This is a genomic window from Novosphingobium sp. BL-S-20 (assembly GCF_055521635.1).
The window spans coordinates 190151-217114 of the sequence record NZ_CM145493.1; the positions used below are offsets into that span (position 1 = coordinate 190151).

The following is a 26964-nucleotide window of genomic DNA, read 5'->3' on the forward strand; positions in this document are numbered from 1 at the left end:
GGTTACGGCAGCCCTCATCGAAGGCTCCTACTCGTGGATTTCCCGGAACGTCGTCAGTCGCAGCAAGCCCCCTCGTTGGGCATCATCGGATTTGGTGCTTTCGGGCAGCTGACCGCGCGCTATCTGCGGCCCTGGTTCCGCATCCTCGCCGCCGATCCGGACATTGCCGAGTCGCCGGTGGAGGGCACGGCGATGGCCGATCTCCGCGCGGTCTGCCGCTGCGATCTGGTGGTGATCGCGGTGCCGATGACTGCGCTGACCGAGGTCTGCCGCGAGATCGCGCCGCTGCTGCGGCCCGGCACGATCGTCATGGACGTCTGCTCGATCAAGGTGCGGCCCGCCGAAATCCTGCTGCGCGAACTGCCACCCCATGTCGACCTCGTCGCGACCCACCCGATGTTCGGCCCGCAGAGCATCCGCGCGGGCACGAAAGGCCTGAAGATGGTGATCTGCCCGCTGCGCGGACGCTCGGCCGGGCGCATCGCCGCCTTCCTGCGCAAGCGCTTCGTGCTGTCGATCGTGCTGACTTCGCCCGAAGAGCATGACCGGGAAGCGGCCTTCACCCAGGGCCTCACCCACCTCATCGCCAAGGCCCTGCTGCGCATGGATCCCTTGCCCGAGCGCGTGACCACACGCAGCTTCGACCTGCTGCGACAGGCGGTGGAGATGGTGCGCCACGATGCTCCCGGCGTCAGCCATGCGATCGAGAGCAACCCTTTCTCCGCAGAGGCCCGCAGCCTGTTCTTCGCGGAGATGGACGCCCTGCGCCTCAGCCTGGAACCGCCGCGCTCAACAGCCGCGCCCGCAATTCCGACTCGGTAAGGATCTCGATCCGTCCGCCCGCCTGGCGCAGTTCCTCGGCCTTGCGATACTGCGCCTCGGCCGTCACCCAGCGCCCGAGACTATGCCGTGCGCTGACGACCAGCAGCGTCGTGGTGGTGCCGACGCCAGAGACCACGCGCGCCCCCTCGCCCGCCAGAAACTGCGCAAGAATGCCGTCGCGGGCCTCGCCGAGAATGGCCACGCGCTCGCCCTTGAGCGGCCCTCCTGCGGCAGCGGTAGGCGCCTTGCGGGACTTGTCGGGCTTCGCCATCCAGCCCGAGAGATCGATCCCGGTCTCCTCCATGGCACGCACGATCACCATGCCCGCCGCGCGCGCATCGCTAAGCGCGTCGTGGTGCCGGTGCCGCAAGCCAAGGTGCCGCGAAAGCACGTTGAGCCGGTGACTGGAAAGCTGCGGCCAGGCCCGCTTGGCGACGCGGACGCTGTCAAGCCAGGACGTCTCGATCGGCGCCAGTCCGCCGATCCGGCAGGCCGCCGCAAGCGCGCCCTTGTCGAAGCCCGAATGCGCCACGGTGATGCGCCCGGTCAGGTGCCCGGCAATCGCGCCGTGAATTTCGCCGAAGGTCGGCTTGCCCGCGACATGTTCGGGCGAGATGCCGTGAATGCGGATGTTGAAAGTGGAAAATTCGTCGCAGGGATCGACGAGCGTCTCATAAGCGAAGACCTCGCACCCCTGCCGGAAACCGACGATGCCGATCTGGCAGATGCTGCTTACACGCGCGCAGGCAGTCTCGACATCGACCACCACGAAGTCGGGTTCTTCGGAGGGGAAAGCAGAGTCCAGAGCGGGAAGCGGATTCGAATCCGGAAGTTTCATGGCCCGCGATGTAGCAGGCACGGCCTGTCACCGCGACCACCAACGAAAAGAACATTTGCAGAACATTTTGATTGCATCGGCGCGCACCTTCGGTCAGTCTGACGGTTCAACGCTGACTCGGAAGAACAAGGTTTTCGCGAATGCCCGCGCTCGAAGTGGCCGAAAAGCTGTCGATTCTGGCGGATGCCGCCAAGTACGATGCCTCGTGCTCCTCGTCCGGGGTGAAGAAGCGCGATTCCAAGGACGGCAAAGGTATCGGCTCGACGCTCGGCAGTGGCGGTATCTGCCATGCCTATGCGCCGGACGGACGCTGCATCAGCCTGCTCAAGGTGCTGCTGACCAACAGCTGCATCTTCGATTGCCACTACTGCATCAACCGCAAGTCCTCGAACGTGCGGCGCGCGCGCTTCACCGCGAAGGAAGTCGTGGACCTGACGCTCGACTTCTACCGCCGCAATTATATCGAGGGGCTGTTCCTCTCCTCCGGTATCATCCGCACGCCCGACTATACGATGGAGCAGATCGTCGAAGTGGCCCGCTCGCTGCGCGAGGATCACGACTTTCGCGGCTATATCCACCTGAAGACGATCCCCGATGCCGATCCGGTGCTGGTCGAAGCGGCGGGCCGCCATGCCGACCGTGTCTCGATCAATGTCGAACTGCCGACCGTGAGCGGCCTCCAGCGCCTCGCGCCCGAAAAGTCGCAGGCGCGGATCGAGGGCGCGATGGGCACGATGCGCGCGGCCATCGAGGACGGCGCCGATGCCAGAAAGCGCTTCCGCTCCGCGCCCGTGTTCGCGCCCGCCGGGCAATCGACGCAGATGATCGTCGGCGCCGATGCCGCCACCGACCGCGATATCGTCTCGCGCGCAGCCACGCTCTATGACCGGTTTGATCTCAAGCGCGTCTATTATTCGGCATTCAGCCCGATCCCCGACGCCAGCACCGTGTTGCCCTTGCGCCGCCCGCCGCTGATGCGCGAACACCGGCTTTACCAGTCCGACTGGCTCATGCGCTTCTACCACTACTCGCCGCAGGAAGTGAGCGCCGCCGCCGATCCGGCGACCGGGATGCTGCCGCTCGACATCGATCCCAAGCTCGCCTGGGCGCTGCGGTTCCGCGACCGTTTCCCGGTCGATGTCAACCGTGCCCCACGCGAGATGCTGCTGCGCATTCCCGGCCTCGGCATCAAGGCGGTGGACGCCATCGTCGCCGCCCGCCGTTGGCGCACGCTGCGGCTGGACGATGTGGCGCGCATGACCGTCTCGGTGAAGAAGCTGCGGCCCTTCATCGTCACTGCCGACTGGCGGCCCACCACCCTGCTCGACCGCGCCGACTTGCGCCCACTGTTGACGCCGCCCGCGCGCCAACTGGAACTCTTCGCGGCCTGACCATGCGCGCGGTCCGCCTCGAAACCGAGGACGATTTCGACGGCTGGCGCTCCGCCGCCCGCGCTCTGGCAATCGAGGGCGTGGCGCCGGAACATGTCATCTGGCAAGTTGGCGACCGCGCGACCGACCTGTTTGTCGATGACGGCAACGACATGGCCGTTGCCCTACCCACCGAAACGCCGCTGCGGGTATCGAAGCAATTCCTCGAACTGGCGCGCGATGCCGCGCTCCATAACGATCCCGAGCGGTTTTCCCTGCTCTACACCATGCTTATCAGCCTGCTGGTTAGACCCCAAGGACTGGAGGATCGCGCCGACCCGCTTGTCCGCCGACTGGAAGGGCTCGCCCGCAACGTCCGGCGCGACAGTCACAAGATGCACGCCTTCGTCCGCTTCCGCGAACTTGCCGATGGGGACGGTTCGCGCTTCGTCGCGTGGTTCGAACCGGAACATCACATCCTTCGCGCCAATGCCCGGTTCTTCGTCGACCGCTTCACCAATATGCGCTGGTCGATCCTCACCCCGCGCGGATCGCTGCACTGGGACGGCGCAGTGCTGAACGAAGGCCCGCCCGCCACTCGCGCCGATGCCCCCGGTGACGATCCGGTCGAGGGCATATGGAAGGCCTATTACAGCGCGATCTTCAACCCGGCACGCCTGATGCCCCGCGCCATGCTCAAGGAAATGCCGCGCAAGTATTGGAGGAACATGCCGGAAACCGCGCTGGTCCCACAGCTTATCGCCGGCGCCCGCAAGCGCGAACTCGGGATGATCGAGCAGGCGCGCAGCACACCTGTTCGCGGAAGAAATCCCGAGTCCCTCGAACTGCTGGCCGAGGAAGCGGCAGGTTGCCGACGCTGCCCGCTGTGGCAGCCCGCCACCCGGACCGTCTTCGGCGAAGGTCCTCACGATGCCGAAATCATGATCGTCGGCGAACAGCCCGGCGACCAGGAGGACCTGGCCGGAAGGCCTTTTGTCGGCCCCGCCGGTGCCCTGTTCGACCGCGCCATGACCGAAGCCGGGATCGACCGCGCTCGGACTTACGTGACCAATGCGGTGAAACACTTCAAGTTCGAGCCGCAAGGAAAACGCCGCCTCCACGCCCGCCCGAATGTCGGGGAGATCGAGGCCTGCCGCTGGTGGGTCGATCAGGAACGCGCCATCGTCCGCCCACGCCTCGTCATTGCCATGGGCACCACGGCAGCCCGCTCGCTGACCGGCCGCACCGTGGCCATCGGGCAGGAACGGGGCCGAGCCGTCCCCCTGCCCGACGGCACGCCGTGCTGGGTAACGGTCCATCCCAGTTACCTGCTGCGCCTGTCGCCCGAAGCGGACGCCGAAGCGGAGTTCGCCCGCTACGTCGCCGACCTTCGCGGCGCCGCAGCGAGTCTCTCGGTCGCAGCCTGATGACCCACCTCACGACTCCCAATCGCCATCCACACGGCGTTTCGCAGCAACGATTTGACGCAAATCACTCCGAAGCGGAGAGAATTGGGTTAGCCATTATACCGCAAGTGCGAAGGCCGGACACGGCGCGCACCTCTGGAGGAATGACATGAAAGTCTACACCCTGAGGTTCTTCGAGGACGAACACGGTCTCGCCAGGAGACTGGAATTCAAGGCACCGGATATTGCCGGAGCCGTCGCCATCGCCCAGCGCGAAGCCGCCAAGCGCAGCGCGGAACTCTGGGAAGGCGCTCTCAAGCTCTGCACGATCGGCCGCTCCCGCCCCGAAATGGCGATCCTCGCGGCATCCTGAACGGGAAAGGGGCCGGGTACCGCAGCACCCGGCCCGTCACTGATTTTCTCAGGCGACCTTGAACAGCGAGGCCTGCGCGGCCAGCCGGTCCACTTCCTCGGTCAATCCGCGCGCAGCGGCGGAAGCCTGCTCCACCATCGCGGCATTCTGCTGCGTCGCGATATTCATCGCCCCGATCGCCGCCGTGATCTCGCTGACCGAAGTGGCCGAGGCGCGATTGTTGCGAGCCATTCCGCCCAGCAGGACATGGACTTGCGCCACGTCCCCGGCGATTCCCTCGAAAGCACCGTCCACGCGCTCGACCGCGCCGAGCGCGGCGACGATTTCCGACTGGGTGACGGTAAGCTGCTCGCGGGCACTGCGGGCTTCGTCTTCCGAGCGCTTGGCCAGCGCCGAGACGAGATCGGCCACGACCGCGAAGCCGCGCCCGGCTTCGCCCGCCCGGCCCGCCTCGACGGCGGCGTTCATGGCGAGCACGCGGGTCTGGAACGCGATCTTGTCGAGTCCCTCGATCACGCCGTCGATATTGGTCGCACTCTCCGAGACCCGGCGCATGGCATCGACCGCTTCGGCGGCCACCACACGCCCACCGCCGACCGTGGCGATCGCTTCGTCGGCGCGAGTGACGGTTTCCGCCGCCGCCGCCGCACCGGCCTTGAGGCCATTGTCGATTTCCAGCAGCGCCGCCGAACTCTGCTCCAGGCTGGCCGCGCTCGCTTCGGTGCGGCGCGCCAGGTCTTCCGAGGCCTGGGCGATCTCGAACGAGCTGCCACGGATCGCCGTCGTGCTCTCGCCCGCCGAACCGATCAGGCCGCGCAGTTCGGTCAGGGCCGAATTGTAGTTCGTCCTCAGGCTCTCATAAGTGCCGGGGAAGGCATGGACGATCTCGGCCGTGAGGTCTCCGGCGGAAAGCTGCGCGAGGCTGCCGGCCAGACGTTCGACCACCTGACGCTGCTCCAGGTCGGCTGCTTCCTTGGCGACGGCAGCATCGCGGAACACCAGCAGCGCGCGGGCAATACCGCCGATCTCGTCCGGTCTCTCGGTATCGGCGATCTCGGTGTGGTTGTTGCCTTCGGCCAGCCGCATCATCGTCGCGCTCGCGGTCTCCAGCGGTGCAAAGAGCTTGCGGGCGCCGCGCATGCAGAGCGCGGCCGCGATCACCGCGACGACGACGGCGAGCAGCAGGATGTGCCAGCCCAGATTGTCGACATTGCGATAGAATTCCTCGGCGGAAACGCCCACGAAGAGTACTCCGATCACCTGTCCGCTCCGGTCCTTGATCGGGTCGTAGGCGGTGAAATAACGAGTACCCAGGATATCGGCCTCGCCGCGATAGGGCTGGCCCTTGCCGAGCACGGTATCCTTGACCGGCCCGTCCGCGAGCCGTGTGCCGATCGCGCGGCTGCCGTCCTCCTTGAGGACATTGGTGGCCACGCGCATGTCGCCCATGAAGATCGTGGCGGTGCCGCCGACCAGTTCCTTCATGCGGTCCACCGCGGCATTGTTGTCGTTGAGCGGCGTTTCACCGACGTAGAGCCTGTCGCCCCGCACCGCATAGTCGAGGCCGCTCTGCTGGAGCACGGACCACGCCACGCGCATGTTGGTATCAAGCCGCTCCTCACCCTGCGCGCGGGCGTCCTGGACGAGCAGCAGGCGGGTGCCGATGAAGAGCACGGCCGAAAGCATGACCAGTGCACCGACGGCCATGAGAGTCACTTTGGTCGAAAGATTCTGTCTATCAAGGAAGGCACGAAGTCGTGTCATGGCGGTTCTCGATTGGGGGAGGCGAGAGAAAGGCACCGCATCGCCCGGCGCCGGGGCTGATCCTCCCGTGCCGAATGCGGTTGCAATCGTTATAGATGCCTCGCGGGCGAAACCCTCGGAAAACCGGCGATTTTTAATGTTTTGCAACATTGTTGCCGGAAAGTCCAAAAATGGCATCCGCAGGCGCGACTCCGCGACCGGCAAGCCCCCGAAAGCGCCAAATTTCCGCTAACCTGTGATTTTCACATTGGAAATTCGAGACCGCACGGCAGCATCGAAAGAAGCTTATCCGCTTTGGCAGTATAATACGGCGCTATTTGAAGATATATCAAACCATCATCATCCATTTGATATCACGGAAAAATCCGTAAATTCGCGAATAACCGCGCTGCCGGGTCCACGCTAAAGGGTTCATTCCGGAGACAATTCCGCGAAGACGAAAGGAACTCCGTAAGCGACACTCAGATTAGGATTGCAGAACCCAAGCGAATTTCCCGCGACTGCGGGCCGGTAGCAAAAGAGGTGCAGAGGTGTTGAGGACTATTCTCGCCGCAACGGGCCTGTCGGCCGCCCTGATGATCGCCGCACCGGCCCAGGCCGACATAACCGGAACCATCAATGCCACCCTGACACTTCAGGCAGGGTGCATCATCAACGGCCAGAACTATGACAACGGCTCGGCCAACGTCACGTTCGGCACGCTGAACTTCGGGACGCAGAATACCCTCTTCACCCAGGTAGACGCCCAGGTACTGAGCGGCGCGACCGGCTTCACGATCCAGTGCAGCAACGGCGTCACCCCCTCGCTCTCGTTCCGCGCAGGCCAGCATGACGGCTCGGGCACGGGAACGGGCGTCCGCGCCATGTTGAACACCACGACCGCCGGGCAGTTCGTCACCTACAATCTCTACAGCGACGCCGGGCGCACCACCGTGATCCCGATCGGCGGCACGATCCCCCTGTCCAGCACCGGGGCGGCGCAGACGGTGAATGTCTACGGCCGCGCCTTTGGAGCGGCGGGGCTTTCGCCGGGCACTTACACGGATATCGTTACGGTCGTTCTCGTCCTCTAGGCGAATTTCGCCGCCCGTCATGGCCGCTGTCCGCCCTTTCCGGGCGAGGAGGTCTGGTTCGCCATTGCCCCTCGCCCGCCTGACCGTCTTCGGCGCTGTCGTCGCGGCGCTGTTCCCGTTGGGTGTCGATGCCGCCACAACCGCCCAGTTCGACGTCACGGCAACGGTCACGCCCGGTTGCCTGGTCGACGGATTGGGCGCCAGCGGCAATGCGGGACAGATCGGCACACTCGATTTCGGCACCGCCTCCACTTTCTCCACCCAGCTGCGCACCGCGACCTCCACGACGGGTCAGTCCATGCGCCTGCGCTGCACGCAAGGCGTCACCCTGTCGATGAGCGTTGACGGCGGAACCCATGCCAGCGCCGGTCAGCGCAATCTCCAGCGCGCGGCCACCACCTCGCGCATTCCCTATTCGCTGTGCCGCGATGCCGCCTGCACCCTGCCCATTGCCATCGGCACAGCCTTCACCACCACGATCACCACGACCAACAGCGAGGACGTGCGCCTGCCGATCTACGGCAGGCTGACCCTGCCCGGCACACTGCCCCCGGGCACTTATACCGACACGCTGACCGTCACTCTCACATGGTAACCCGCCATGCCTCCAGGAGCCCGCCGATGCCCGCTTTCTTCCGTTTCCTCGGCGCGGCGATCTTTTTCTTTGTGCTAGGTTTGACGCCCGCCCCGGTCGCCGCGCAGTCGCCCGGATCGCTGCTGATCTGGCCGATCAGCCCGGTGATCGAGGGCGACGCCCCGGCAGCGGCGCTCTGGCTGGAGAACCCCGGCAAGGCGCCGATCACGCTCCAGATCCGCATCTTCGCCTGGACCCAGCAGAACGGCGAGGACCTCTATGGCGAGCAGAAGGATATACTCGGCACGCCGCCGATCCTCAGCATCGAGCCGGGCCAGCGCCAGCTGATCCGCCTGACCCGGCTGGTGCCTCCGCCCGGCGTTCCGGAAAAGCCCTACCGCGTCATCGTCGACCAGATTCCTACCACAGACCCCACCACCGCGACGGGCAGCCAAGGCGCGGCTGTGACCTTCCGCATGCGCTATTCGCTGCCGCTGTTCTCGCTCGCCAAAAATGCGGATGGGGGAAAGAAGGCCGTCTCCCCGCCGCCGCAGCTCGGCTGGAGGACCGGGACCGACGGCCAGGGGCGCTATATCGAGATCCGCAACAGCGGCGCGGGGCACGCACGGCTCAGCGACGTCGCGTTTTCGGGAACGGGCAAGCGCTCCGGTCTGGGCGAGGGCCTGTTCGGCTACGTCCTGCCCGGCGCGACGATGCGCTGGCCGCTCCCCGATGGCACGGAAGCACAGGGAGACCTGACGGCGACGCTCAACGGCAGGGCGATGGCCCGTATCGAGCACCTGCCGGAATGATCCGCAGATGCCCGGAGCCGAGCCATCGCGGAGACGCCAGAAGCGAGTCCCGACCGGGATCGCCTCCGGCGTCATCGCGCTGCTGCTGGCGACAGACTGCCTCGCCGCGCCCGACGCACCGGACGCACCCGATGCCGCCCCGCGCGCCGACTTCTTCTCCGACCTTCCGCCTCCCGTCGACCGGGCCGATTTCGACGCCGACCAGACGCTGCAACTCGAAATCTACGTCAACGGCATGGCCAGCGGCGTGCTAGCCTCCGTACTCAAGCGCGACGACCGCTTCCAGCTCCGCACGGCGGACTTGCGCCGCGCCGGAATGGTGCTGCACACGACCGATGAGAAGGTCTTCCTCGATACGCTGGACGGGGTAAGCGCCGACTACGATTCCGCGCGCCAGCAACTGCATCTCACCGTCCTGCCAGACTATCTCCCGACCCAGCAGATCGGCCCGCACGGCCGCCCCTACGAACGGGCGAAGCGGGACACCGGCGCCCTGCTCAACTACGACGCTTTCCTGACCGGCGGCGGCGGCCTTCCGCTGCAAGCCTCGCTCTGGCACGAGGCGCGGGTGTTCGGGCACTTCGGCATGGTCTCGACCACCGGCGTCGTCAGCACCTCGCCGGGCAATACCTCCGACGACCGTCGCCACGCCCCCTACATCCGCTACGACACCACCTGGCGCTGGTCGGACGAGCGCAGCATGACGACCGTCGAAGCGGGCGACATCATCACACGCACCCTGCCCTGGGCACCCGCGATCCGGCTGGGGGGCGCGCAAATCTCCCGCGATTTCTCGGTGCGGCCGGATATCGTGACGTATCCGCTGCCCGAATTCGCGGGGAGCGCCGCGCTGCCTTCCACCGTCGATCTCGTCGTCAACGGCCAGAGGATCGCGGGGAGTCAGGTCAATCCCGGCCCCTTCTCGCTCGGCACCCTGCCGCCGATCAACGGCTATGGACAGGCCAACCTGATCGTCACCGACATGCTCGGGCGCAGCATCGCCACTTCGATGCCCTTCTACGTCAGCAGCGCCCTGCTGCGTCCGGGGCTGACCGAATATGCGCTGGCCGCGGGTTCGTTCCGCCGGAACTACGGCATCCGCAATTTCGACTACCAGGGCCTCGCCGTCAGCGCCTTCGCCCGGCACGGATTGACCAGCGCGCTCACCCTGGAACTGCGCGGCGAAGCGGCCGAGGACATGAGCCTGCTCGGCGCCGGGGCGGTATTCCGGGTGGGCGAACTGGGCGTGGTCAATGCCTCCTACAGCCGCAATCTCGGGCAGACTTCCGGGGGCGAACTGACGGTCGGCTACGAATATCAGGCGCGGCGGTTCTCCTTGGGGGTGCGGCACATCCGGCATGACGCCGATTACGTGGACCTCGCCCTGCTCGACCAGCCCTACCGCCGCGGCTGGGAACGCCAGACTTCCGCCACCGCCAGTTTCTCGCTGGGCGGCGGCGGGACGCTCGGCCTCGGCTATTTCGACCTTGCACGGCAAGGTGCCGATAGCGGCAAGCTCGCCAACCTCTCGTGGACGGTGCCGCTCTGGCGCGAAAGCCGCCTCTATGCGGGCGTTTCGCGCGACTTCTCCAGCAAGAGCTGGTCCGGCGCGCTGACGCTCACCGTGCCGCTCGGCACCGGCTATGCCAGCGCCGGGGTGGCGCGCGATCAGGACGGGCGGACCGGGCTGACGGCGGACTACTCGCGGCCGATCCCCACCGAGGGCGGCTTCGGCTGGAACGCCAGCGTCTACGGCGAACCCGGCGACCAACCCTACTTGCGCGGCGACCTCGCCTGGCGCACCCAGCCGATCCAGCTTCGCGCCGGGGCCTATGGCCAGGGCGACTATACCGGATGGCTGGGGGCGAGCGGATCGCTGGTCTTCATGGACGGCGCCCTTTTCGCGGCAAACCGCGTGACCGACGCCTTCGCGCTCGTCACCACCAACGGCGAGGCGGGCGTGCCGGTGCGCTACGAGAACCAGCTCATCGGCGAGACCAACCGCGATGGCCGCCTGCTCATCCCCTCGGCCAGCGCCTGGTATCCGGCCCATTACGACATCGACACCCTGTCGCTGCCCCCCAGCGTGCAGGCCGACGTCGTCAGCCGCCGCGTGGCAGTGGCGGCAGGCAGCGGCTACGTGGTGCGCTTCCCGCTCGATCGCACGACCGTCGCGCGCGGCGTACTCGTAGATACGGCGGGCAAGCCGGTTCCGGCCGGTTCGGTCCTGCTGCTCAACGAGAAGACGCGGACTTACGCAGGATGGGACGGGATGATCTTCCTCGAAGGCGTGGCCGCCGAAAACGCACTGGTTGCGACCTTCCCCGAAGGCGGAACCTGCCGCGCCCGGTTTACCGCAAGCCTCCCCGCCGAGGATATCCTCGACATCGGCACCGTGACATGCCGCCCATGAGCCGCCTCTTCACCCTGCTCGCCGTGCTGCTGGCGTTTTCCGTGGCTACGGGCCGCGCCGAGGCCTGCACGGTCTCGGCCTCGACCATCAATCTCGGCACGGGTGTCAGTTCCTACACGGTCGGGACCACGTCGCAGACCGGCAGCGGCTCCGCAGGATTGCAGTGCGATACCACGCTGGCGCTGCTGGCCACGCACTATGTCGGCGTGACTCTGGAATCCTCGACTTTCCTGATGACCGGCCCGAACAGTCTGACGATCCCGTTCATCGCCTCGTTCACCCAGAACGGCACCGCCATTCCGGTCAATACCTTCCAGAACCTGTCCTCGACCGCGCTGCTGACGCTGTTCTCGGGCACGAACAGCGCGGTGCCGATCTACATCCGCACGACAGCGACGACGGCACTGCGCGCTGGGACCTATACCGGTACGCTCAACTTCCGCTGGTACTATTCGGTCTGCAACGTGGGCGTTGCCCTTTGCCTCAGCTACGACAACAGCCCCAGCCTCGTGCGCCCCCTGGTAGGCGCGCCGACCAACTGGGGCACCGGCGTCCCCGTCCAGGTGACGGTGACGCTCACCGTCCAGAACGACTGCATCATCAATGCGCCCGCCGCCGGGTTCGGTTCGGCGCCGCTGGCCAGCAGCTTCAGTGCCATTACCCGCACGATCCAGATCCGGTGCAGCGCGGGAACCTCCTATACGGTAGGCCTCGATGACGGCGCCAATGCCAGCGGCACCGTGCGGCGGATGCGCTATACCTCCGGCTCGACCTCCAGCTATCTCAACTACGAAATCTACAAGACGACCTCCTCCACCGAGCGCTGGGGTGCGGTCGGCACCGCAAGGCGGGGCAGCGGCACGGCGGAAACCAATCCCAATATCTACGATTCCGTGACCACGCAGGGCTACACCTACCGTGCGGCGATCCTGCCCGGACAAGTCACCCCGCCCGGCGGGACCTATACCGACACCGTGCGGATCGACGTGGCGTTCTGATCGTCCTGACCCAGCGACTTCGATCGCAGACGCCGCAGCAGGGGCACCTCGATCAGGTGGTGCACGAAAAGGCCGCAAGCGAGCGCGCCTGCCAGCAGGAAGGTGTAGCAGGACGCGAGATGGGCGGCGCTATCGATCCCGCTACGCAGCCAGACCTGCCAGGCCACGCCGATGCCCAGCAGGTGGAAGAGATAGAGGCTGTAGGACGCCTCGCCCAAGGCGACCGGCAGAGCGGGAACACGGCGAAGCGCTTGGCCCTCCCAGACCGCAAGCCCCGCGATCAGCAGCGCGCAAGGCACGCCATAGGCCAGCCGAGCGAAATTGCCGTAACCGTCGATCCGGCCCAAGGCCTCCATCGTCCCAACCAGCACCAGCAGTCCGGCGGCGACCAGCGCGAGCAGGCCTCCGCGCCCGATCCACCCCCGAGCGACCGCCAGCGCCGCACCCATGCCGAACAGGAACTGGAGGTTGAACAGGCTGGCGAAGCGCGGCAGGCCGTAGCCCGGCAGCAGTCCTAGCCCTTGCGCAAGGCCCCAGAGCAGCCAGAGCAACAGACAGGCCAGCCCGAGCCTCCGGCTCACTATCAGCAGCGCAAAGGCGGCGTAGAACAGCATCTCGTGCTGCAAGGTCCAGGCGACGCCGAGCAGCGGGTCCTGCGTCTCCGGCAGCAGGCTGGCCGAAAGCGCGACGCGGGAGAGCGTCACTTCGTCGCCGTGATGCGGCAGCATCAGCGCGATCGTCGCCGCCAGCGCCACCCAGTAGATCGGCATGAGCCGCGCAAACCGCTGCCAGGCATAGCGCCCGAGCGCCTGCGGATGGCCGATGTCCTGCCGGTGGACGTGGAGGATGATGAAACCGGACAGCACGAAGAACAGGTCCACCCCCGCATGGCCGGGCTGGGTCAGCCGAGTGATCGCCGATGCGTCCACCGCCTGCCCGAGGTGCCGCGCGGCATGATAGGCAACAACCGCCAGCGCCGCGATCCCGCGCAGGGCCTGGATGCTCCGGAGCTTCGGCGTGCGCGACCCGCTCATGGTTCAGCGCTCCAGCTGCGGCGGGACCACGGCGATCCAACCGTCGCCGATGCGCCGGAAGTCCATGTTCCCGACCGGAAAGCCGGAGGCGCGCAGATGGGCCGAGACCGCCCCGGCATCGAACTGTTGCTTGCTGTCATGCTCGCCCCAGAACACCGTCGGACAGCCTTGCCCCATCTCCCGCGATCCCGCCGGAGCAACGGAAAAACCGAAAGAGCGCGCCACGTATCGATAGGCGAAAGGCACGACCCGGGCATTGTCGCGCGGCAGCATGGCCATGACTTCGGCATTCCAGAACGGGTCGGTATGGACCACCGTCCCCTGACAGCGCGCGACTTCCTGCGCGATCGCCCGGCCCGTGGTGAACCAGCTCACCCGGTTCACTGCCAGCGGCACGTTCTGGACAAGCGCCAGCAGCGTCGCCGCAAACCCGGCCAGCAGCGCGAGCAACCGCCAGCGCGGCAACAGGCTCTCGAGCAGCCGCCCCCCGGCCAGCCCGACACCCACCGAAACCGCCGCGACCAGCGCCATCAGATACTTCTCGATCAGGATCGGCCTCAGCATATGCAGCACAATGAGACCGCCCGCCGCCAGCACGACACCGACCACCAGCAGCGCCAGCGCTCCGGCCTCGCCGCTCGACTTCCTGTCTAGCAGCACGTCACGGCCCAGCAGCACCGCTCCCGCCAAGGCCCCCGCCAGCACCGGCAGGTTGGCCTCCAGCGTGCGCAGCAGCGCCCATTCCACCGACCAGCGGGCGGAATCGAACCCCGGCTCGATCCAGAACACACTGGTATTGCTCAGCCAGATCGGAAGCTGGAACGCGGTGATCGCCGAGAAGACCAACCCGGCGACGACGACCGGTACGCCGATCGCGTGCACCTCCCGCCAGTCGCGGCGCACGGCGGCAGCCATGAGGAACGGCAGAACCAGTGCCGCGCAGGCGAGCGAAGTGATGATATGCGTATTGAAGGCCGTGAGCGCAGCGATCCAGAACACCGCCTGGCGCCGCGTCGAACCCGCCTCTCCGGTCAGCCGGATCGCGCAAAGCCCGAGTGCCAGCACGGTTACCGCGCAGAGCGAGAGATAGTAGGACCGCAGCTCGCTTCCGGCGATCAACGACCAGGGATTGGCAGCCAGTTCCAGCACCAGCACCGCCGCGGCAGGCGCGAGGCGCGGCACCTCGCGCACGATAATCGCGCCGCCCGCCAGCGCCGCACCGCCGAGCGCCACATTGAGCAGGCGATGATGCGCGATCGAGCCGAGCCACGCGGTCATGCGCGCCAACACGTAATAGAGCGGCGGATGGTTGTCCGCGAGCCAGCTTTCGCGCAACGCTGCCGACCAGGGCACGCCGGGACGGGTCACGAACTGGGTGTAGAATTCGTCGTACCACGGCCCGCGCTGAAGGCAGGTCCAGACCAGCGCGCAGCCGAGCAGGAACAGCGTGGCGAAAACCAGATACCGGCTGAACGAACGGATCAACGACAGGCCCCGCAACTTGCACGCCCGCGCCGGACGCAGGCAAGGCGTCTAGGCAGGTTTGGCGAAGGAAGCGTTAACTCTCCTTCGGCGCCGCGCCAAGGGTAAGCCGCCGGAAGCGATTGAAACCCGGCCGCTCTCCGCGCTACCACAATGCCATGCGGAGATATCTGACCCTGGCCCTCGCGGCGCTTTCCTCGTGTCTCTCGGGCATGGCCCTCGCCAACGATTCCTCGGCGCAACTGGCCGCAGGCGGACTCGTCCTGACCCGCAGCGATGCCATCGAGATGCAGACCGAGGATCTCGAAATCTCCCGCTCGGCGGTCAAGGTGCGCTACACCTTCCTCAACACCAGCGGCAAGGATATGGTCAGCCGCGTCGCCTTCCCGCTGCCGCCGGTCGGCGGGCGGGAAATGTTCGAGATGGATGTCTCGATTCCCATCGATTCTCCCGACAATTTCCTCGGCTTCACGACCCGCGTGGACGGCAGGCCGGTCGCCATGGACATGGAGCAGAAGGCCATGGTCGGCACCGTGAACCACGCCGCCTGGCTGCGCACGCACGGGATTCCGCTGGCCCCGCACCTCGGCCCCGCGCAGGAAGCGCTGGAGCGCCTGACCCCGGCCGACAACGCCGAAGCCCAGCGTCTCGGGCTGATCGACGAGGACGGCTATCCGGCTTGGAAGCTGGAGACGACCTATCACTGGCTCCAGAGATTCCCGGCGGGTGTTCCGGTCGTGGTCGAGCACCGCTACCAACCTTCGGTCGGCCGCACGGTCGTAACCCTGCTCGGCCGGGAGCCGGCGCCCGAGACCGTGCGCAGCTACTGCGTCGATAGCGCCCTGCTCTCGGCCATGAACCGCGCCGCCGCCCGAGACATCCATTATTCGGAAGGCTGGCTGGACTACATCCTCGTCACCGGCGGCAACTGGAAAAAGCCGATCGGCAAGTTCCGCCTCGTCGTCGACAAGGAACGCCCGCAGGACTTCGTCAGCTTCTGCGGCGACGGCGTCCGCAAGATCGCCCCGACCCGCTTCGAAATGACGAAAACCAACTGGCGACCGGAAAAGGACCTCTCGATCCTGTTCCTCGAACGCCGCACCGAAGAAAAGTAAGGCCTTCCTTCAAGACCGCCCGCATTATGAAATCTCAACGGGCCGCCGCCTGACCTCGTCTGGAATTCACACGCGCCTCCTTTTAATTTTCGAGGCATCGGCCCGGTCGTTCCGAGGCCGATTGTCTACGTAGCTTTGAGGAGCGTATCGTGATCGAATCCTTCGGCACTACGGAGCCGGACCAAAACGGGTCCGTGCTCTATGTCGGCCAGGACCGGGCCGGGCACTGGCTGGTCCAGGAAAACCACGGCCTTCTGGAAGGCCGGTTCATTTCCCGCGACGCCGCCTGGCGTTTCGCGCGCAGCGAAGTCCATGGCTTTCCGGGCGCGGTGATCGCCTTGGCGACGGAATGGCTCGTGCCCGCTATCCCGTTCGAGCCGGTGCTCGAACGCGCCGCCTGACGGGAGCATCAACCATGCCTTACGCGCTTTCGCTGAAGGGTGCCTCGCCCTGGCCCGCCGTGTCGGTCACGGCGGCGCTACGGCCCCTGAAACTCGCTCCCGCGCCGTGCGATGATCCCCGCTGGCCCGCGCTTTCGGCCCGGCTCGAAGAGCTGCGCGAACGCGGCCGACGCGCCCTGCGCATCGTCCACGTCCCGTGCGGCGACGGTTCCCTGCTCATCGCAGCGGCAAGACGGGCAAGGTCCCTCGGCTTTCTCTCGATCGAGGTCCTCGGCGCGGATATCGATCCCGAGCGCATCGAACGCGCACGCCGCCATGCGTGCCTTCACGCGGATTCCGCCATCGGCTTCGCCTTCGAGGTGGCGCAGCCGCTGGCAAGGCTGGAGGCGGAGGCGGAGTTTCCAGCTGATATCGTGCTTTACGAAGCAACGGCAGACGCTCCGAAAGCGCTTCTCGAGGCAGCGGCGCGCGCCGGTGATCTTGTCCTGCGTGCGAGGCTCTACGCATGACGCGCCGGGACTTTCGCTGGCGCGTCCTCGGCGCGGTGCTCTTCGTCGGCGGGCCTTGTCTGGCGCTGCTGACGCCGGGCCAGGCCACCGGGCCGCATGGCATCGTCACCATGCTGTGCCTCGTGGCGACGCTGCTGGGCCTTGTCCTGCTGATACGGGGCCGTAAAGTCGCGCTGGCCCTGCGCGTCGAGAACAGCCCGCATCGGATGTTGCCCGCGCTGCTGCACGAACGGCGCCTGAGGCGCCGTCGGCCGCGGGACTGATCGCTCCATCGAAAAAGCCCGGCATCCCCCGATGCCGGGCTTTTCATTCCTTCAGAATGCCGCCGTAACCGAGGCGACGACCGCAGCATCGGCAATCGAGCCGGTGCCGTCCTGCCCCTTGCTGAAGTTCGGCTGGAGCCGCGCGGCATCGCCGATATCGGTATCGACGTAGGATAGGTTGAAAGTCAGGTTGCGCCAGGCGGCGTCCAGCCCGAGCGACCAGTCCCAATAGCTGCCGGTGGGCGCGACGCTGGTGCCGTTGGGACCGAGGCCGGGATTGCCATCGGAATGGCCGATATGCGCCTTGGCCGTCAGCGGCGTCCCGGCAATGGCAAGGGCGCCGTCCCCCCAGAGGTAGAGGTTGTCCTGCTTCTGCCCCCGGCTGTTCGGGGCATTGGAGACATTGGCGAGCGCATATTGCTTCGGCGCATAGGCCGCGCCCGCCGTCAGTGTGGCCGGGCCGGCGGTGCCGGAGAGCTTGACGTAAGGCTCGGCGAAATCGGTATCGTCCGCCCCGCCCGGATACATGTACCAGGTCAGGCCGACATCGAGCGCGGCATGGTCGCTCAGCTTCGCCTTATAGCCGCCGATCAGGTCCAGCTCCATGTTGGCGCCGCCGAAGGTGCCCCAGCCCGAAAGGTTCGACGCCCAGGTTCCGACGTAGAGGCCGCTCTCATGGGCGATGGTGAGGCCGCCCTGCACCGCCATCGCCTCGTCCGACTGCGAGACGCCGCGGAAACGGTAGTCCGAGGTTAGCGTGGCGGAGCCGGAAACGGTCACGGCGCTGGGGGCCGCTTCGTCCTGGGCCTGAGCCGCCAGCGGAGCAAAGCCGACGAAGAGAGCGGCGAGAGATACGATGGATTTCATGATGTCCTCTTGCGTTCTCCGCCGGAGCGGCGGAGCGATTCGAGGACGCCCAGGTAGAGCAGGTTCGCATTTTATATCGAGAGCGGGACAAGTACGTCCGCATAGTGTTTTCATTACTTCCCAGAACTTTATCCCGAGAAGCATACCCCGTCGCCCCCGCGAAGGCGGGGGCCCCGCTGCCTTTTGCGACACTTGCGCCGCACCTCAAGAGAAGCGGGATCCCCGCCTTCGCGGGGATGACGAATTTGTAGTGGCCCTCGGTTGCCCGCACGCCCATTGCGGCCCCCGTCAGCTGGTCGAACGCAGTCCGGCGCGTCTGGTAGGAGGGGTGTCCGCAGCCACGACCATGCTTTCCCCGGCTTGCAGAGGCTCATCCTGTCGGAACAGCTCGAACAGGCGCGGCTCGATCAGCCCGGCGCTCCAGCGTCCCGGCACCGACACCTGCTTCCAAAGTCCTGCGCCGACAAAGACCAGCGCATTGCCCGTCACCAGCAACAAGAGCAGCAGCGCACAAAGGCCAAGCTCGGCGGGCGTCGCCGCCCTCGGCGGATGCACATGAACGCTTCGGTACAGCAGCGAACCGACGAACCAGCCCCCGCTCAGCAGAGCGCCGCCGCCGAGCCGCAGCAAGAGCCGGGCTGCGAGAGTTTCATGCCATGCGGCCATCGTGCACCTCCTTCGGGAGGCACACCATCTATAGGCGTGCGCATAGCAATTCGAGAGCGGCAAACTGCCCGCGGCATAGAGATTTCACAATACTGCGAGACCGCTATCAGGTCGCATCTTCGGGCAGGCGCAGGCGGTAGCCGATGCCCACCTCGTTACTGATGATCTGCGGGCGCTGCGGATCGGTTTCCAGCTTTTGCCGCAGCGACCGCACCAGCACGCGCAAGTATTCGACATGGCGCTCGGATTCGTTCGGCCAGACGTTCACCATGATCTGGTCGTGGGTGATGACGCGCCCCGGGAACTTCGCGAGCTGCGCCAGCACCGCATATTCCTTGGGCGTGAGGTGCACTTCCTTGCCCGCCTTGGTGATCCGGCGGTTCATCAGGTCGATGGAGAGGTCCCCGGCCGTAACCGCCGGAACCCCGCCGCCGCGCGTCATGCGGTTGCGCAGGGCCACACGGACGCGGGCCAGCAATTCATCGGTGTCGAACGGCTTGGTCAGGTAATCGTCGGCGCCGAGATCGAGCGCGGCCACCTTTTCCTCGGTCGCCTCGCGGGCGGAGACGATGATGAGCGTGGTGTCGCTCTGCTGCTTGATGATCGGCACGAGTTCCAGCCCATCGCGGTCCGGCAGGCCGAGGTCGAGCAGCACGATATCGGGCCGCTCCTGCCGCAGCCGGTCAAGCGCCTCGCGCCCATTCACTGCCTCGATGACATGGTAGTCGGCGCGGCCCAGCGCGGCGAGGATGAGGCGGCGGATCTGCGGTTCGTCATCGACGATGAGGACCTTGTGGCGGATGGTCATGGAACGTCCCTATCTTCGAAACTCTTGAGGATCAGCGCATTGGGAATGCGGATGGTGAAGCAGGCGCCCAGCGGCTCCTCGTTGTTGGACGCCTCGACCGAAAGCCCCATGGCCTCCGCAAAGCCCTTGACGATGGCGAGGCCGAGGCCGGTGCCGTGGCGCACCCGGTCCGATCCTTCGAGGCGGGTGAACGTCTCGAACACGCGCTTTTCCTGGCCGAGGGGAATGCCCGGCCCTTCGTCGATCACCGAAAGCTGCAACATGTCCGGCGCCCGGCGGCAGCGGATCAGGATCGGCGTGCCGGGATCGGCATAGCGCCCCGCATTGTCGAGCAGGTTGATGAGGCAATGGTGCAGCAGGACCGGATCGACGCGCACCAGCGGCACGTCGGGCGGAATGTCGAGCTGCACCGCATGCCCGTGTAGGGCGGCGCGGGTATCGTGAGCGGCCCCGGCCACCGCGTCGAACAGGTCGGTCGGCTCCGGTTTCATCGGCAGCGCACCGGCCTCGACGCGGGCCATGTCGAGCAGGTTGGCGACGAAGCGGTTGAGACGCAGCGCCTCGGTCTCGATGGCCTCGGCCAGTTCGCCGGAGGGGTGCTGGCGCATCTCCTTCGCCGCCGTCAGGATCGTGGTGAGCGGGGTGCGCAAGTCATGGCTGACCGAGGACAGCAGCGCCGAGCGCAGACGGTCGCGCTCTCCCACCGCCTGCGCCTTGAGGTTCTCCTCCTCCAGCGTCAGGCGGTCGAAGGCGATCGAGGCCTGGTCGAGCAGGCTCATCAGCAGCGGCAGCTGGTCGGAGCGCAAGGGATCGGCGGCATCGGTGCGGGCGATACCGAGCACGCCGAGGACGCCGCGTGTCGTCCGTAGGGGATTGAACAGCCAGTCGGAGGCGGTGAGCGTGGCCGAACCGCGCCCGGCGGGCTGGTCGTTCTCCATCGCCCACTGCGCGGCGGCGCGCTCGATCTGCTCCAGCCGGTCTTCCGGCGGCAGCGCGGCGGCAAGCACCGGGCCGTCGGCGGAAGGCAGCAGCAGCACCGCGCGCACATCGAGCAGGCGGGAGACTTCGGCACAGATCGCCTGCATCAGTTCCTCGCGGGTGACGGCGGCGGTAAGCTGGCGCGAGAAGCTGGCGAGCGCGGCGTTCTGGCGCGCGCTCGATCCCGCCAGATCGGCCTGGGCGCGGACCCGTGCGGCGAACTGGCTGGTGACGACCGCGACGCCCAGCAGCACGAGGATCGAGATCACGTTCTCGGGATTGCTGACGGTCAGCGTGCCGGTGGGCGGCAGGAAGAAGAAGTTGTAGGCAAGGCTGGAGGCAAGGCCTGCGAACAGGCCTGCGCGCAGGCCGAACGTCGCCGCCGCGAACATCACCGGGACCAGGAACAGCAGCGCGATATTGCCGAGATCGAGCGCTTCCAGCAGCAGCCGCCCGATCACCGCCATCGCCGCCACCATTAGCAGCGACCAGAGGTAGTCGGCGGGATTTCCCCAACGCCCGCGCCGCCGGTGCCGCGCCTTGCTACCGGGCACGGCTTCCTCGCCCGAGGGCAGGACATGGACCGCGACATCGCCCACCGAGCGCACCAGCCGGTCCACTACCGAACCGTGACGCATCTCGAACCACCAGGTGCGGCTCGACTTGCCGATGACGATCTGCGTCGCCCGCGCCTCACGCGCAAACTGGCGCAGGCCGTCCACCACGTCGGTCGCCGGAATGCTGGCGGTCGAGGCGCCCAGCCGGGTGGCGAGCGCCAGCGTGTCCGCAAGCTGGCGGCGCTCTTCGTCGCTGAACTGGCGGTGGCGCTGGGTTTCGATATGCACGGCGGTCCACGGCGCCCGCAGCGCGTCCGCCATGCGCTTGCCCGCACGGACCAGCCCGGCGGCATGCGGCAGTTCGCTGACGGCGACGACGATGCGTTCCCCGACCGCAAAACTGCCCGCCAGCGCATTGGCGCGGACATGCTCCAGCATCTGCGCATCGACCGCCTGCGCCGCGCGGCGCAGGGCCAGTTCGCGCAGGGCGGTGAGGTTGGTCTTGGAAAAGAAATGGCCGAGCGCCCGCGTCGCCTCGTGCGGGATATAGACCTTGCCGTCCTTCAGCCGCTCGATCAGTTCGTCGGGCGGAATGTCGACGACTTCGATCTCCGCCTGTTCGAGAATGGAATCGGGCACCGTCTCGCGCACCCGCACCCGGGTGAACGAGGCGACGACATCGTTCAGGCTCTCGACGTGCTGGATATTGATCGTGGAATAGACGTCGATCCCGGCATCGAGCAGTTCCTCGACATCCTGATAACGCTTGGGATGGCGGCTACCGGGTGCATTGGTGTGGGCCAGTTCGTCCACCAGCACCAGCGCGGGCGCCCGCGCGAGGATGGCGTCGATGTCCATCTCGCCGAGGCTGTGGCCCTTGTGCTCGACCTCGCGGCGGGGGATCACTTCGTGTCCTTGCACCAGCGCCTCGGTTTCGCGGCGGCCATGCGTCTCGACGACGCCCACCACCACGTCCACCCCGGCATCGCGCCGCTGGTGGCCCTCAGTGAGCATTTCCCAGGTCTTGCCGACGCCGGGCGCGGCGCCGAGGAATACCTTCAGACGGCCACGGCCCTCCTGCGCGGCGGCGCGCAAGAGGGCTTCCGGAGAGGGTCTGTCGTTATCAGTCACTTGCCCTGCTTAGCGCCGATACCGTCCAGTCGTCGATTGAGTTCGAACACGTTTACATGCGGTTCGCCGATGAAGCCGAGCAGCGGCTGTTCGACGCTCTCGTCCACGAGGCGGCGGACCGCGGCGGGATCGAGACCGCGCACCCGTGCCACGCGGTCGGCCTGATATACGGCGGCTTCGGGCGTGATGTCGGGGTCGAGGCCCGAACCCGAAGTGGTCACGAGATCGGCAGGAATCGGCTTGCCGGGTTCGGCCGCCTGCATCGCGGCGACCTGCTCCTTCACGCGGTCGTGCAGGACCTGCGAGGTCGGCCCGAGGTTCGAGCCGGACGAGGCCAGTCCGTCATAGCCTTTGCCCGCCGCCGATGGGCGCGTCTGGAAATAGCGCTCCGAGGTGAAGGCCTGACCGACCACGGTCGAGCCGACGACCTTGCCGTTCTCGGTCACGAGACTGCCGTTCGCCTGTCTGGGGAACAGAAGCTGGCCCACGCCGGTCATCGCCAACGGATAGCCGAGGCCGAGCAGCGCGGCGAACAGCCCGGTCATGACGATCGCGGGGCGCAGCGATGAAGTGAAATCGTTGGTCATTATGTATCTCCTTGGCCGAGGCCAAAATCCTTGCCCTGTCTCGTACCGCTCCCCCCAACCGTCACCCTGAACTTGTTTCAGGGTCCATTCCGCCGTTCACACCGCCGGTCGATCGGCGCGATGGATCCTGAAACAAGTTCAGGATGACGAAGAGGGTAGGTGCAGGCTCAGGGGCCTTACGCCAGCCCCAGCCCGTTCACGGCCAGGTCGATGAGTTTGATGCCGATGAACGGTGCGATCAGGCCGCCAAGGCCGTAGACGGCAAGGTTGCGCGCCAGCAGCGGGCCTGCCCCCATCGGCTTGTAGGTCACGCCCCTGAGCGCCAGCGGCACCAGGCAGGGAATGATCAGCGCGTTGAAGATGATCGCCGAGAGAATCGCGCTCTGCGGGGTCGCAAGGCCCATCACGTTGAGCACGCCCAGCCCCGGATAGAGCACGATGAACATGGCCGGGATGATCGCGAAGTACTTGGCAACGTCGTTGGCGACCGAGAACGTGGTCAGCGCCCCGCGCGTCATCAGGAGCTGCTTGCCGAGGCCGACGACCTCGATCAGCTTGGTCGGATCGCTGTCGAGATCGACCATGTTGCCGGCCTCGCGCGCGGCCTGCGTGCCGGTGTTCATGGCGACGCCGACGTCCGCCTGGGCCAGCGCCGGGGCATCGTTGGTGCCGTCTCCGCACATGGCGACGAGCTTGCCGCCCTGCTGTTCCTTGCGGATCAGCGCCAGCTTGTCCTCGGGCGTGGCTTCGGCGAGGAAATCGTCGACGCCCGATTCTGCCGCGATGGAGGCAGCGGTCAGCGGGTTGTCGCCGGTGATCATCACCGTGCGGATGCCCATCTGCCGAAGCTCTCCGAAGCGCTCGCGGATACCGGCCTTGACGATGTCCTTGAGGAAGATCGCACCCAGCAGGCGGCCATCGACGGCAACCGCCAGCGGCGTGCCGCCCGCGCGGCCGATCTCGTCGGTCACGCGGCGCAGTTCGGTGGCGGCAGCGGTCGTCCCTGCCTCCGGATTGGCGCGGAGGATCGCCTGCACCGCGCCCTTCTGGATCACCCGGCCACCGGTGTTCACGCCGGAGATGCGGGTCTGCGCAGTGAAGGGAATGACCTCCGCTCCTTCGGGCAGCACCGCCGTGGTCAGCCCGAACTTGTCGCGGGCGAGGACGACGATCGAGCGGCCTTCGGGCGTCTCATCGGCGAGGCTGGCCATCAGCGCGGCTTCGGCCAGTTCGCTGATGTTGACGCCACCCACAGGCCGGAACTCGGTCGCCTGACGATCACCGATGGTGATCGTGCCGGTCTTGTCGAGCAGCAGCACGTCGACGTCGCCCGCTGCTTCCACCGCGCGGCCAGACTTTGCCAGCACGTTGAAGCGCACCAGACGGTCCATCCCGGCAATGCCAATGGCCGAGAGCAGCGCCGCGATGGTGGTCGGGATCAGCGTGATCAGCAGCGCGGCGAGGATCGAGACCGGCACCGAACCGCCCGCATAGCTGGCAAAGCCCGGAATGGTCGCCACCGCGATCAGGAAGATGATCGTCAGGCCGACCAGCAGCAGGGTCAGCGCGATCTCGTTGGGGGTCTTCTGACGCTCGGCGCCTTCGACCAGCGCGATCATGCGGTCGAGGAAGCCCTGCCCCGGATTGACGGTGACGCGCACGCGGATCTCATCGGAGATGACGCGGGTGCCTGCGGTGACGGCAGAGCGGTCACCGCCCGCCTCGCGGATGACGGGCGCGGATTCGCCGGTGATCGCGGCTTCGTTGACCGAGGCGACGCCGGAGATCACTTCGCCATCCGAAGGGATCAGGTCGCCGGTCTGCACCAGCACCACGTCGCCCTTCTTGAGCTGGCTGGCGGGCACGCTGTCGAAGCGTGCGCCGTCAGACTTGAGACGCTTGGCGGTGAGTTCCGCCTTGGTGGCGCGCAGCGAGGCCGCCTGCGCCTTGCCGCGCCCTTCGGCCAAGGCCTCGGCGAAAGTGCCGAACAGCACCGTCAGCCAGAGCCACACCACGAGCTGGAGCTTGAAGATCGCGGCGAGACCGTCGTGGCCGACGATCAGCAGCACGGTCAGCAGCACCGCGACGACGGCCGTGGTGAACATCACCGGGTTGCGGATCAGTTCGCGGGGATCGAGTTTGCGGAAGGCATCCCCGATCGCCGGAACGAGCAGGTCTGCCGTGAAAAGAGAAGTCTTTGAGGACCGGGCCATTGGGTGATCCTTAGAAAAGCTGGCCACGGATCATCGCGAGATGATCGGCGATGGGACCGAGCGCGAGGCTGGGCAGGAAAGTCAGGCCGCCGACGATCAGCACGATGCCGATCAGCAGGCCGGTCCAGAGCGGCCCCGTCGTGGGGAAGCTGCCTGCGGTCTCGGGCGTGTACTTCTTGGCGGCGAGGCTGCCTGCCACGGCCAGCATCGGGATGATGATGAAGAAGCGGCCGATCCACATGGCCACGCCCAGCATGCCGTTGTAGAACGGCGTATTGGCGGACAGTCCCGCAAAGGCGGAGCCGTTGTTGGCGACGGCGCTGGTGAAGGCGTAGAGGATTTCGGAGAAGCCGTGCGGCCCCTTGTTGAGCGGTCCTGCCAGACCCGCAGGCAGCACCGAGGCAACCGCGCTCATGCCCAGGATCGTCAGCGGCAGCACCGCAATCGCCAGCACCGCGAGTTTCACTTCGCGGCTCTCGATCTTCTTGCCGACATATTCGGGTGTGCGTCCGACCATCAGCCCCGCCACGAAGACGGCGAGGATGGCGAAGAGCAGGAACCCGTAGATACCCGCACCGACGCCGCCGATCACGACTTCGCCAAGCTGCATGTTGAACAGCGGGATCAGGCCGCCGAGCGCCGTGAAGCTGTCATGCATGGCATTGACCGCGCCGCAGCTCGCCGCCGTGGTGACGACCGAAAACAGCGACGATGCGGCAATGCCGAAGCGGACTTCCTTGCCCTCCATGTTGCCCCCGGCCACGCCGAGGTGATGGATCACGGGATTGCCCGCAGCTTCCTGCCAGTAAGTCACGGCGGTTCCCGCGAGGAACAGCGCCATCATCGCTGCCAGGATCGCCCAGCCCTGCCGCGTGTTGCCAACGGCCTTGCCGAACGTATAGGTCAGCCCGACGCCGATCGCGAAGATCGAAAGCATCTGCACGAGGTCGGTCAGCGCGGTCGGGTTCTCGAAAGGATGTGCCGAGTTGGCGTTGAAGAAGCCGCCGCCGTTGGTGCCCAGCATCTTGATCGCCTCCTGCGAGGCGACGGGACCGAGCGCCAGCGTCTGCTTCACGCCTTCCAGCGTCGAGACATCCACCGAAGCGGCCAGGGTCTGCGGCACGCCGCTGGCGATGTAGAACAAGGTAAGCACAATGGAGAGCGGCAGCAGCAGGTAGAGCGTCACCCGCGTCATGTCGGCCCAGAAATTGCCGATGCCCGACGCGCTCCGCCGCGCGAAGCCGCGAAACAGCGCAAAGGCCAGCGCGATGCCGGTCGCTGCCGAAAGGAAGTTGTGAATCGTCAGCGCCAGCATCTGCGACAGGTTCGACATCGTCGATTCGCCGCCGTAGCTCTGCCAGTTGGTATTGGCGCCGAAGCTGATCGCCGTGTTGAAGGCGAGGTTCTCGCTCACCGCGCCGTAGCCCAGCGGGTTCAGCGGCAGCAGCGCCTGCGCGCGCAGCAGCACGTAAGTCAGCAGGATCAGCGCGGCGTTGAAGATCAGCATGTGCACGGCGTAGCGGCGCCAGGACTGGTCCTCTTCGGGATCGATCCCGGAGAGCCGGTAGAACCCGCGCTCGACCGGCCCGAACACCGCATGAAGCGGGGTGCGGCGCCCTTCGTAGAGCGCGTGGAGCCACAGCCCCATCGGCTTGGTAAGCGCCAGCAGGATGCCGACGAAGGCCGCGATCAGCAGCCATCCCTGTACGGTCATAAGGGCGCGCTCCTAGAAGCGTTCGGGCCGCGCGAGCACGGCAACGAGGTAGACGAGAAGGCCGAGTGCGGTGAAGCCCGCCAGCCAGAGGTCGATGGTCATTTGCGGCTGCCCCTCATGCCTTGTTGCACAGCGCGGCGTAGCCAAGGCTGGCCGCCAGCAACGCGAGGGTCAGGCCGATCCAGAGGATGTCCTG

Annotated in this window: 25 protein-coding genes; 13 read left to right on the forward strand and 12 right to left on the reverse strand. The window is 66.6% G+C overall.

The features are described 5' to 3' along the window. Window positions 1–33 precede the first annotated feature (33 nt). Window positions 34–822 carry a prephenate dehydrogenase/arogenate dehydrogenase family protein gene (locus ACZ1II_RS00825; protein WP_465143943.1) on the forward strand — a complete coding sequence of 263 codons (789 nt, stop codon included), beginning with the start codon at window positions 34–36 and terminating at the stop codon, window positions 820–822. Here the strand turns inward: ACZ1II_RS00825 and ACZ1II_RS00830 are convergent. Further along, complete coding sequence (locus tag ACZ1II_RS00830; RefSeq protein WP_465143944.1) at window positions 770–1660, reverse strand: exonuclease domain-containing protein; 891 nt, start codon at window positions 1658–1660, stop codon at window positions 770–772. The genes ACZ1II_RS00825 and ACZ1II_RS00830 overlap by 53 nt on opposite strands. Before the next feature lie 140 nt (window positions 1661–1800). On the opposite strand from ACZ1II_RS00830, the gene ACZ1II_RS00835 reads away from it, so the two are divergent. The 3 genes from ACZ1II_RS00835 (at window position 1801) to ACZ1II_RS00845 (ending at window position 4809) form a co-directional block, all read left to right on the forward strand. Continuing rightward, window positions 1801–3051 (forward strand): putative DNA modification/repair radical SAM protein, encoded by a 1251-nt coding sequence (locus ACZ1II_RS00835; RefSeq protein ID WP_465143945.1) that lies wholly within the window; start codon window positions 1801–1803, stop codon window positions 3049–3051. A gap of 2 nt (window positions 3052–3053) precedes the next feature. Next, window positions 3054–4457 carry a UdgX family uracil-DNA binding protein gene (locus ACZ1II_RS00840; RefSeq protein ID WP_465143946.1) on the forward strand — a complete coding sequence of 468 codons (1404 nt, stop codon included), beginning with the start codon at window positions 3054–3056 and terminating at the stop codon, window positions 4455–4457. 148 nt (window positions 4458–4605) lie between these two features. Further along, a complete protein-coding gene (locus tag ACZ1II_RS00845) occupies window positions 4606–4809 on the forward strand; it encodes a hypothetical protein (RefSeq protein WP_465143947.1) in 204 nt (67 codons plus the stop codon). A gap of 48 nt (window positions 4810–4857) precedes the next feature. Here the strand turns inward: ACZ1II_RS00845 and ACZ1II_RS00850 are convergent, their stop codons facing one another. Next, a complete protein-coding gene (locus ACZ1II_RS00850; RefSeq protein WP_465143948.1) occupies window positions 4858–6516 on the reverse strand; it encodes a methyl-accepting chemotaxis protein in 1659 nt (552 codons plus the stop codon). A 590-nt stretch (window positions 6517–7106) separates the two neighbouring features. On the opposite strand from ACZ1II_RS00850, the gene ACZ1II_RS00855 reads away from it, so the two are divergent. The 5 genes from ACZ1II_RS00855 to ACZ1II_RS00875 all read left to right on the forward strand — a co-directional run bounded on the left by ACZ1II_RS00855 (window position 7107) and on the right by ACZ1II_RS00875 (window position 12443). Beyond that, on the forward strand, window positions 7107–7646 hold the full coding sequence (locus ACZ1II_RS00855; protein WP_465143949.1) for a Csu type fimbrial protein: 540 nt from the start codon (window positions 7107–7109) through the stop codon (window positions 7644–7646). Window positions 7647–7710: 64 nt separating this feature from the next. Continuing rightward, window positions 7711–8241: a Csu type fimbrial protein gene (locus ACZ1II_RS00860; RefSeq protein WP_465143950.1), complete on the forward strand. Its 531-nt coding sequence runs from the start codon at window positions 7711–7713 to the stop codon at window positions 8239–8241. 26 nt (window positions 8242–8267) lie between these two features. Beyond that, entirely contained in the window at window positions 8268–9032 is a 765-nt protein-coding gene (locus tag ACZ1II_RS00865; protein WP_465143951.1) for a fimbrial biogenesis chaperone, read from the forward strand. Between the two features lie 7 nt (window positions 9033–9039). Continuing rightward, window positions 9040–11445, forward strand: coding sequence for a fimbria/pilus outer membrane usher protein (locus ACZ1II_RS00870; protein WP_465143952.1), 2406 nt, complete (start codon window positions 9040–9042; stop codon window positions 11443–11445). Next, on the forward strand, window positions 11442–12443 hold the full coding sequence (locus ACZ1II_RS00875) for a Csu type fimbrial protein (protein WP_465143953.1): 1002 nt from the start codon (window positions 11442–11444) through the stop codon (window positions 12441–12443). The genes ACZ1II_RS00870 and ACZ1II_RS00875 overlap by 4 nt, the downstream gene beginning before the upstream one ends. Here ACZ1II_RS00875 and ACZ1II_RS00880 read toward each other — a convergent pair. Together ACZ1II_RS00880 and ACZ1II_RS00885 are read right to left on the reverse strand one after the other, a co-directional pair. Then, window positions 12407–13477, reverse strand: coding sequence for an acyltransferase family protein (locus tag ACZ1II_RS00880; protein WP_465143954.1), 1071 nt, complete (start codon window positions 13475–13477; stop codon window positions 12407–12409). The two genes, ACZ1II_RS00875 and ACZ1II_RS00880, sit on opposite strands and share 37 nt — an antisense overlap. Before the next feature lie 3 nt (window positions 13478–13480). Then, on the reverse strand, window positions 13481–14962 hold the full coding sequence (locus ACZ1II_RS00885; RefSeq protein WP_465143955.1) for a hypothetical protein: 1482 nt from the start codon (window positions 14960–14962) through the stop codon (window positions 13481–13483). Between the two features lie 155 nt (window positions 14963–15117). On the opposite strand from ACZ1II_RS00885, the gene ACZ1II_RS00890 reads away from it, so the two are divergent. The 4 genes from ACZ1II_RS00890 (at window position 15118) to ACZ1II_RS00905 (ending at window position 17247) form a co-directional block, all read left to right on the forward strand. Next, window positions 15118–16074 carry a DUF4424 domain-containing protein gene (locus ACZ1II_RS00890; RefSeq protein ID WP_465143956.1) on the forward strand — a complete coding sequence of 319 codons (957 nt, stop codon included), beginning with the start codon at window positions 15118–15120 and terminating at the stop codon, window positions 16072–16074. A gap of 149 nt (window positions 16075–16223) precedes the next feature. Further along, window positions 16224–16475 (forward strand): hypothetical protein, encoded by a 252-nt coding sequence (locus ACZ1II_RS00895; protein ID WP_465143957.1) that lies wholly within the window; start codon window positions 16224–16226, stop codon window positions 16473–16475. Window positions 16476–16489: 14 nt separating this feature from the next. Next, a complete protein-coding gene (locus ACZ1II_RS00900; protein ID WP_465143958.1) occupies window positions 16490–16984 on the forward strand; it encodes a methyltransferase domain-containing protein in 495 nt (164 codons plus the stop codon). Further along, window positions 16981–17247 (forward strand): hypothetical protein, encoded by a 267-nt coding sequence (locus tag ACZ1II_RS00905; protein ID WP_465143959.1) that lies wholly within the window; start codon window positions 16981–16983, stop codon window positions 17245–17247. Before ACZ1II_RS00900 ends, ACZ1II_RS00905 begins: the two co-directional genes overlap by 4 nt. Before the next feature lie 51 nt (window positions 17248–17298). Here the strand turns inward: ACZ1II_RS00905 and ACZ1II_RS00910 are convergent, their stop codons facing one another. The 8 genes from ACZ1II_RS00910 to ACZ1II_RS00945 form a co-directional block, all read right to left on the reverse strand. Continuing rightward, on the reverse strand, window positions 17299–18114 hold the full coding sequence (locus ACZ1II_RS00910) for a TorF family putative porin (RefSeq protein WP_465143960.1): 816 nt from the start codon (window positions 18112–18114) through the stop codon (window positions 17299–17301). A 288-nt stretch (window positions 18115–18402) separates the two neighbouring features. Then, window positions 18403–18780, reverse strand: coding sequence for a hypothetical protein (locus ACZ1II_RS00915; protein ID WP_465143961.1), 378 nt, complete (start codon window positions 18778–18780; stop codon window positions 18403–18405). 106 nt (window positions 18781–18886) lie between these two features. Further along, window positions 18887–19588, reverse strand: a complete 702-nt coding sequence (locus tag ACZ1II_RS00920; RefSeq protein ID WP_465143962.1) for a response regulator — start codon at window positions 19586–19588, stop codon at window positions 18887–18889. Beyond that, window positions 19585–22254, reverse strand: coding sequence for a DUF4118 domain-containing protein (locus ACZ1II_RS00925; RefSeq protein WP_465143963.1), 2670 nt, complete (start codon window positions 22252–22254; stop codon window positions 19585–19587). Before ACZ1II_RS00925 ends, ACZ1II_RS00920 begins: the two co-directional genes overlap by 4 nt. Then, a complete protein-coding gene (gene kdpC / locus ACZ1II_RS00930; protein WP_465143964.1) occupies window positions 22251–22841 on the reverse strand; it encodes a potassium-transporting ATPase subunit KdpC in 591 nt (196 codons plus the stop codon). Before kdpC ends, ACZ1II_RS00925 begins: the two co-directional genes overlap by 4 nt. A 176-nt stretch (window positions 22842–23017) precedes the next feature. Beyond that, window positions 23018–25054 carry a potassium-transporting ATPase subunit KdpB gene (gene kdpB / locus ACZ1II_RS00935; protein WP_465143965.1) on the reverse strand — a complete coding sequence of 679 codons (2037 nt, stop codon included), beginning with the start codon at window positions 25052–25054 and terminating at the stop codon, window positions 23018–23020. A 10-nt stretch (window positions 25055–25064) separates the two neighbouring features. Then, entirely contained in the window at window positions 25065–26768 is a 1704-nt protein-coding gene (gene kdpA / locus ACZ1II_RS00940) for a potassium-transporting ATPase subunit KdpA (protein ID WP_465143966.1), read from the reverse strand. Between the two features lie 12 nt (window positions 26769–26780). Then, window positions 26781–26870, reverse strand: a complete 90-nt coding sequence (locus ACZ1II_RS00945) for a potassium-transporting ATPase subunit F (protein ID WP_008829858.1) — start codon at window positions 26868–26870, stop codon at window positions 26781–26783. Window positions 26871–26964: the final 94 nt, after the last annotated feature.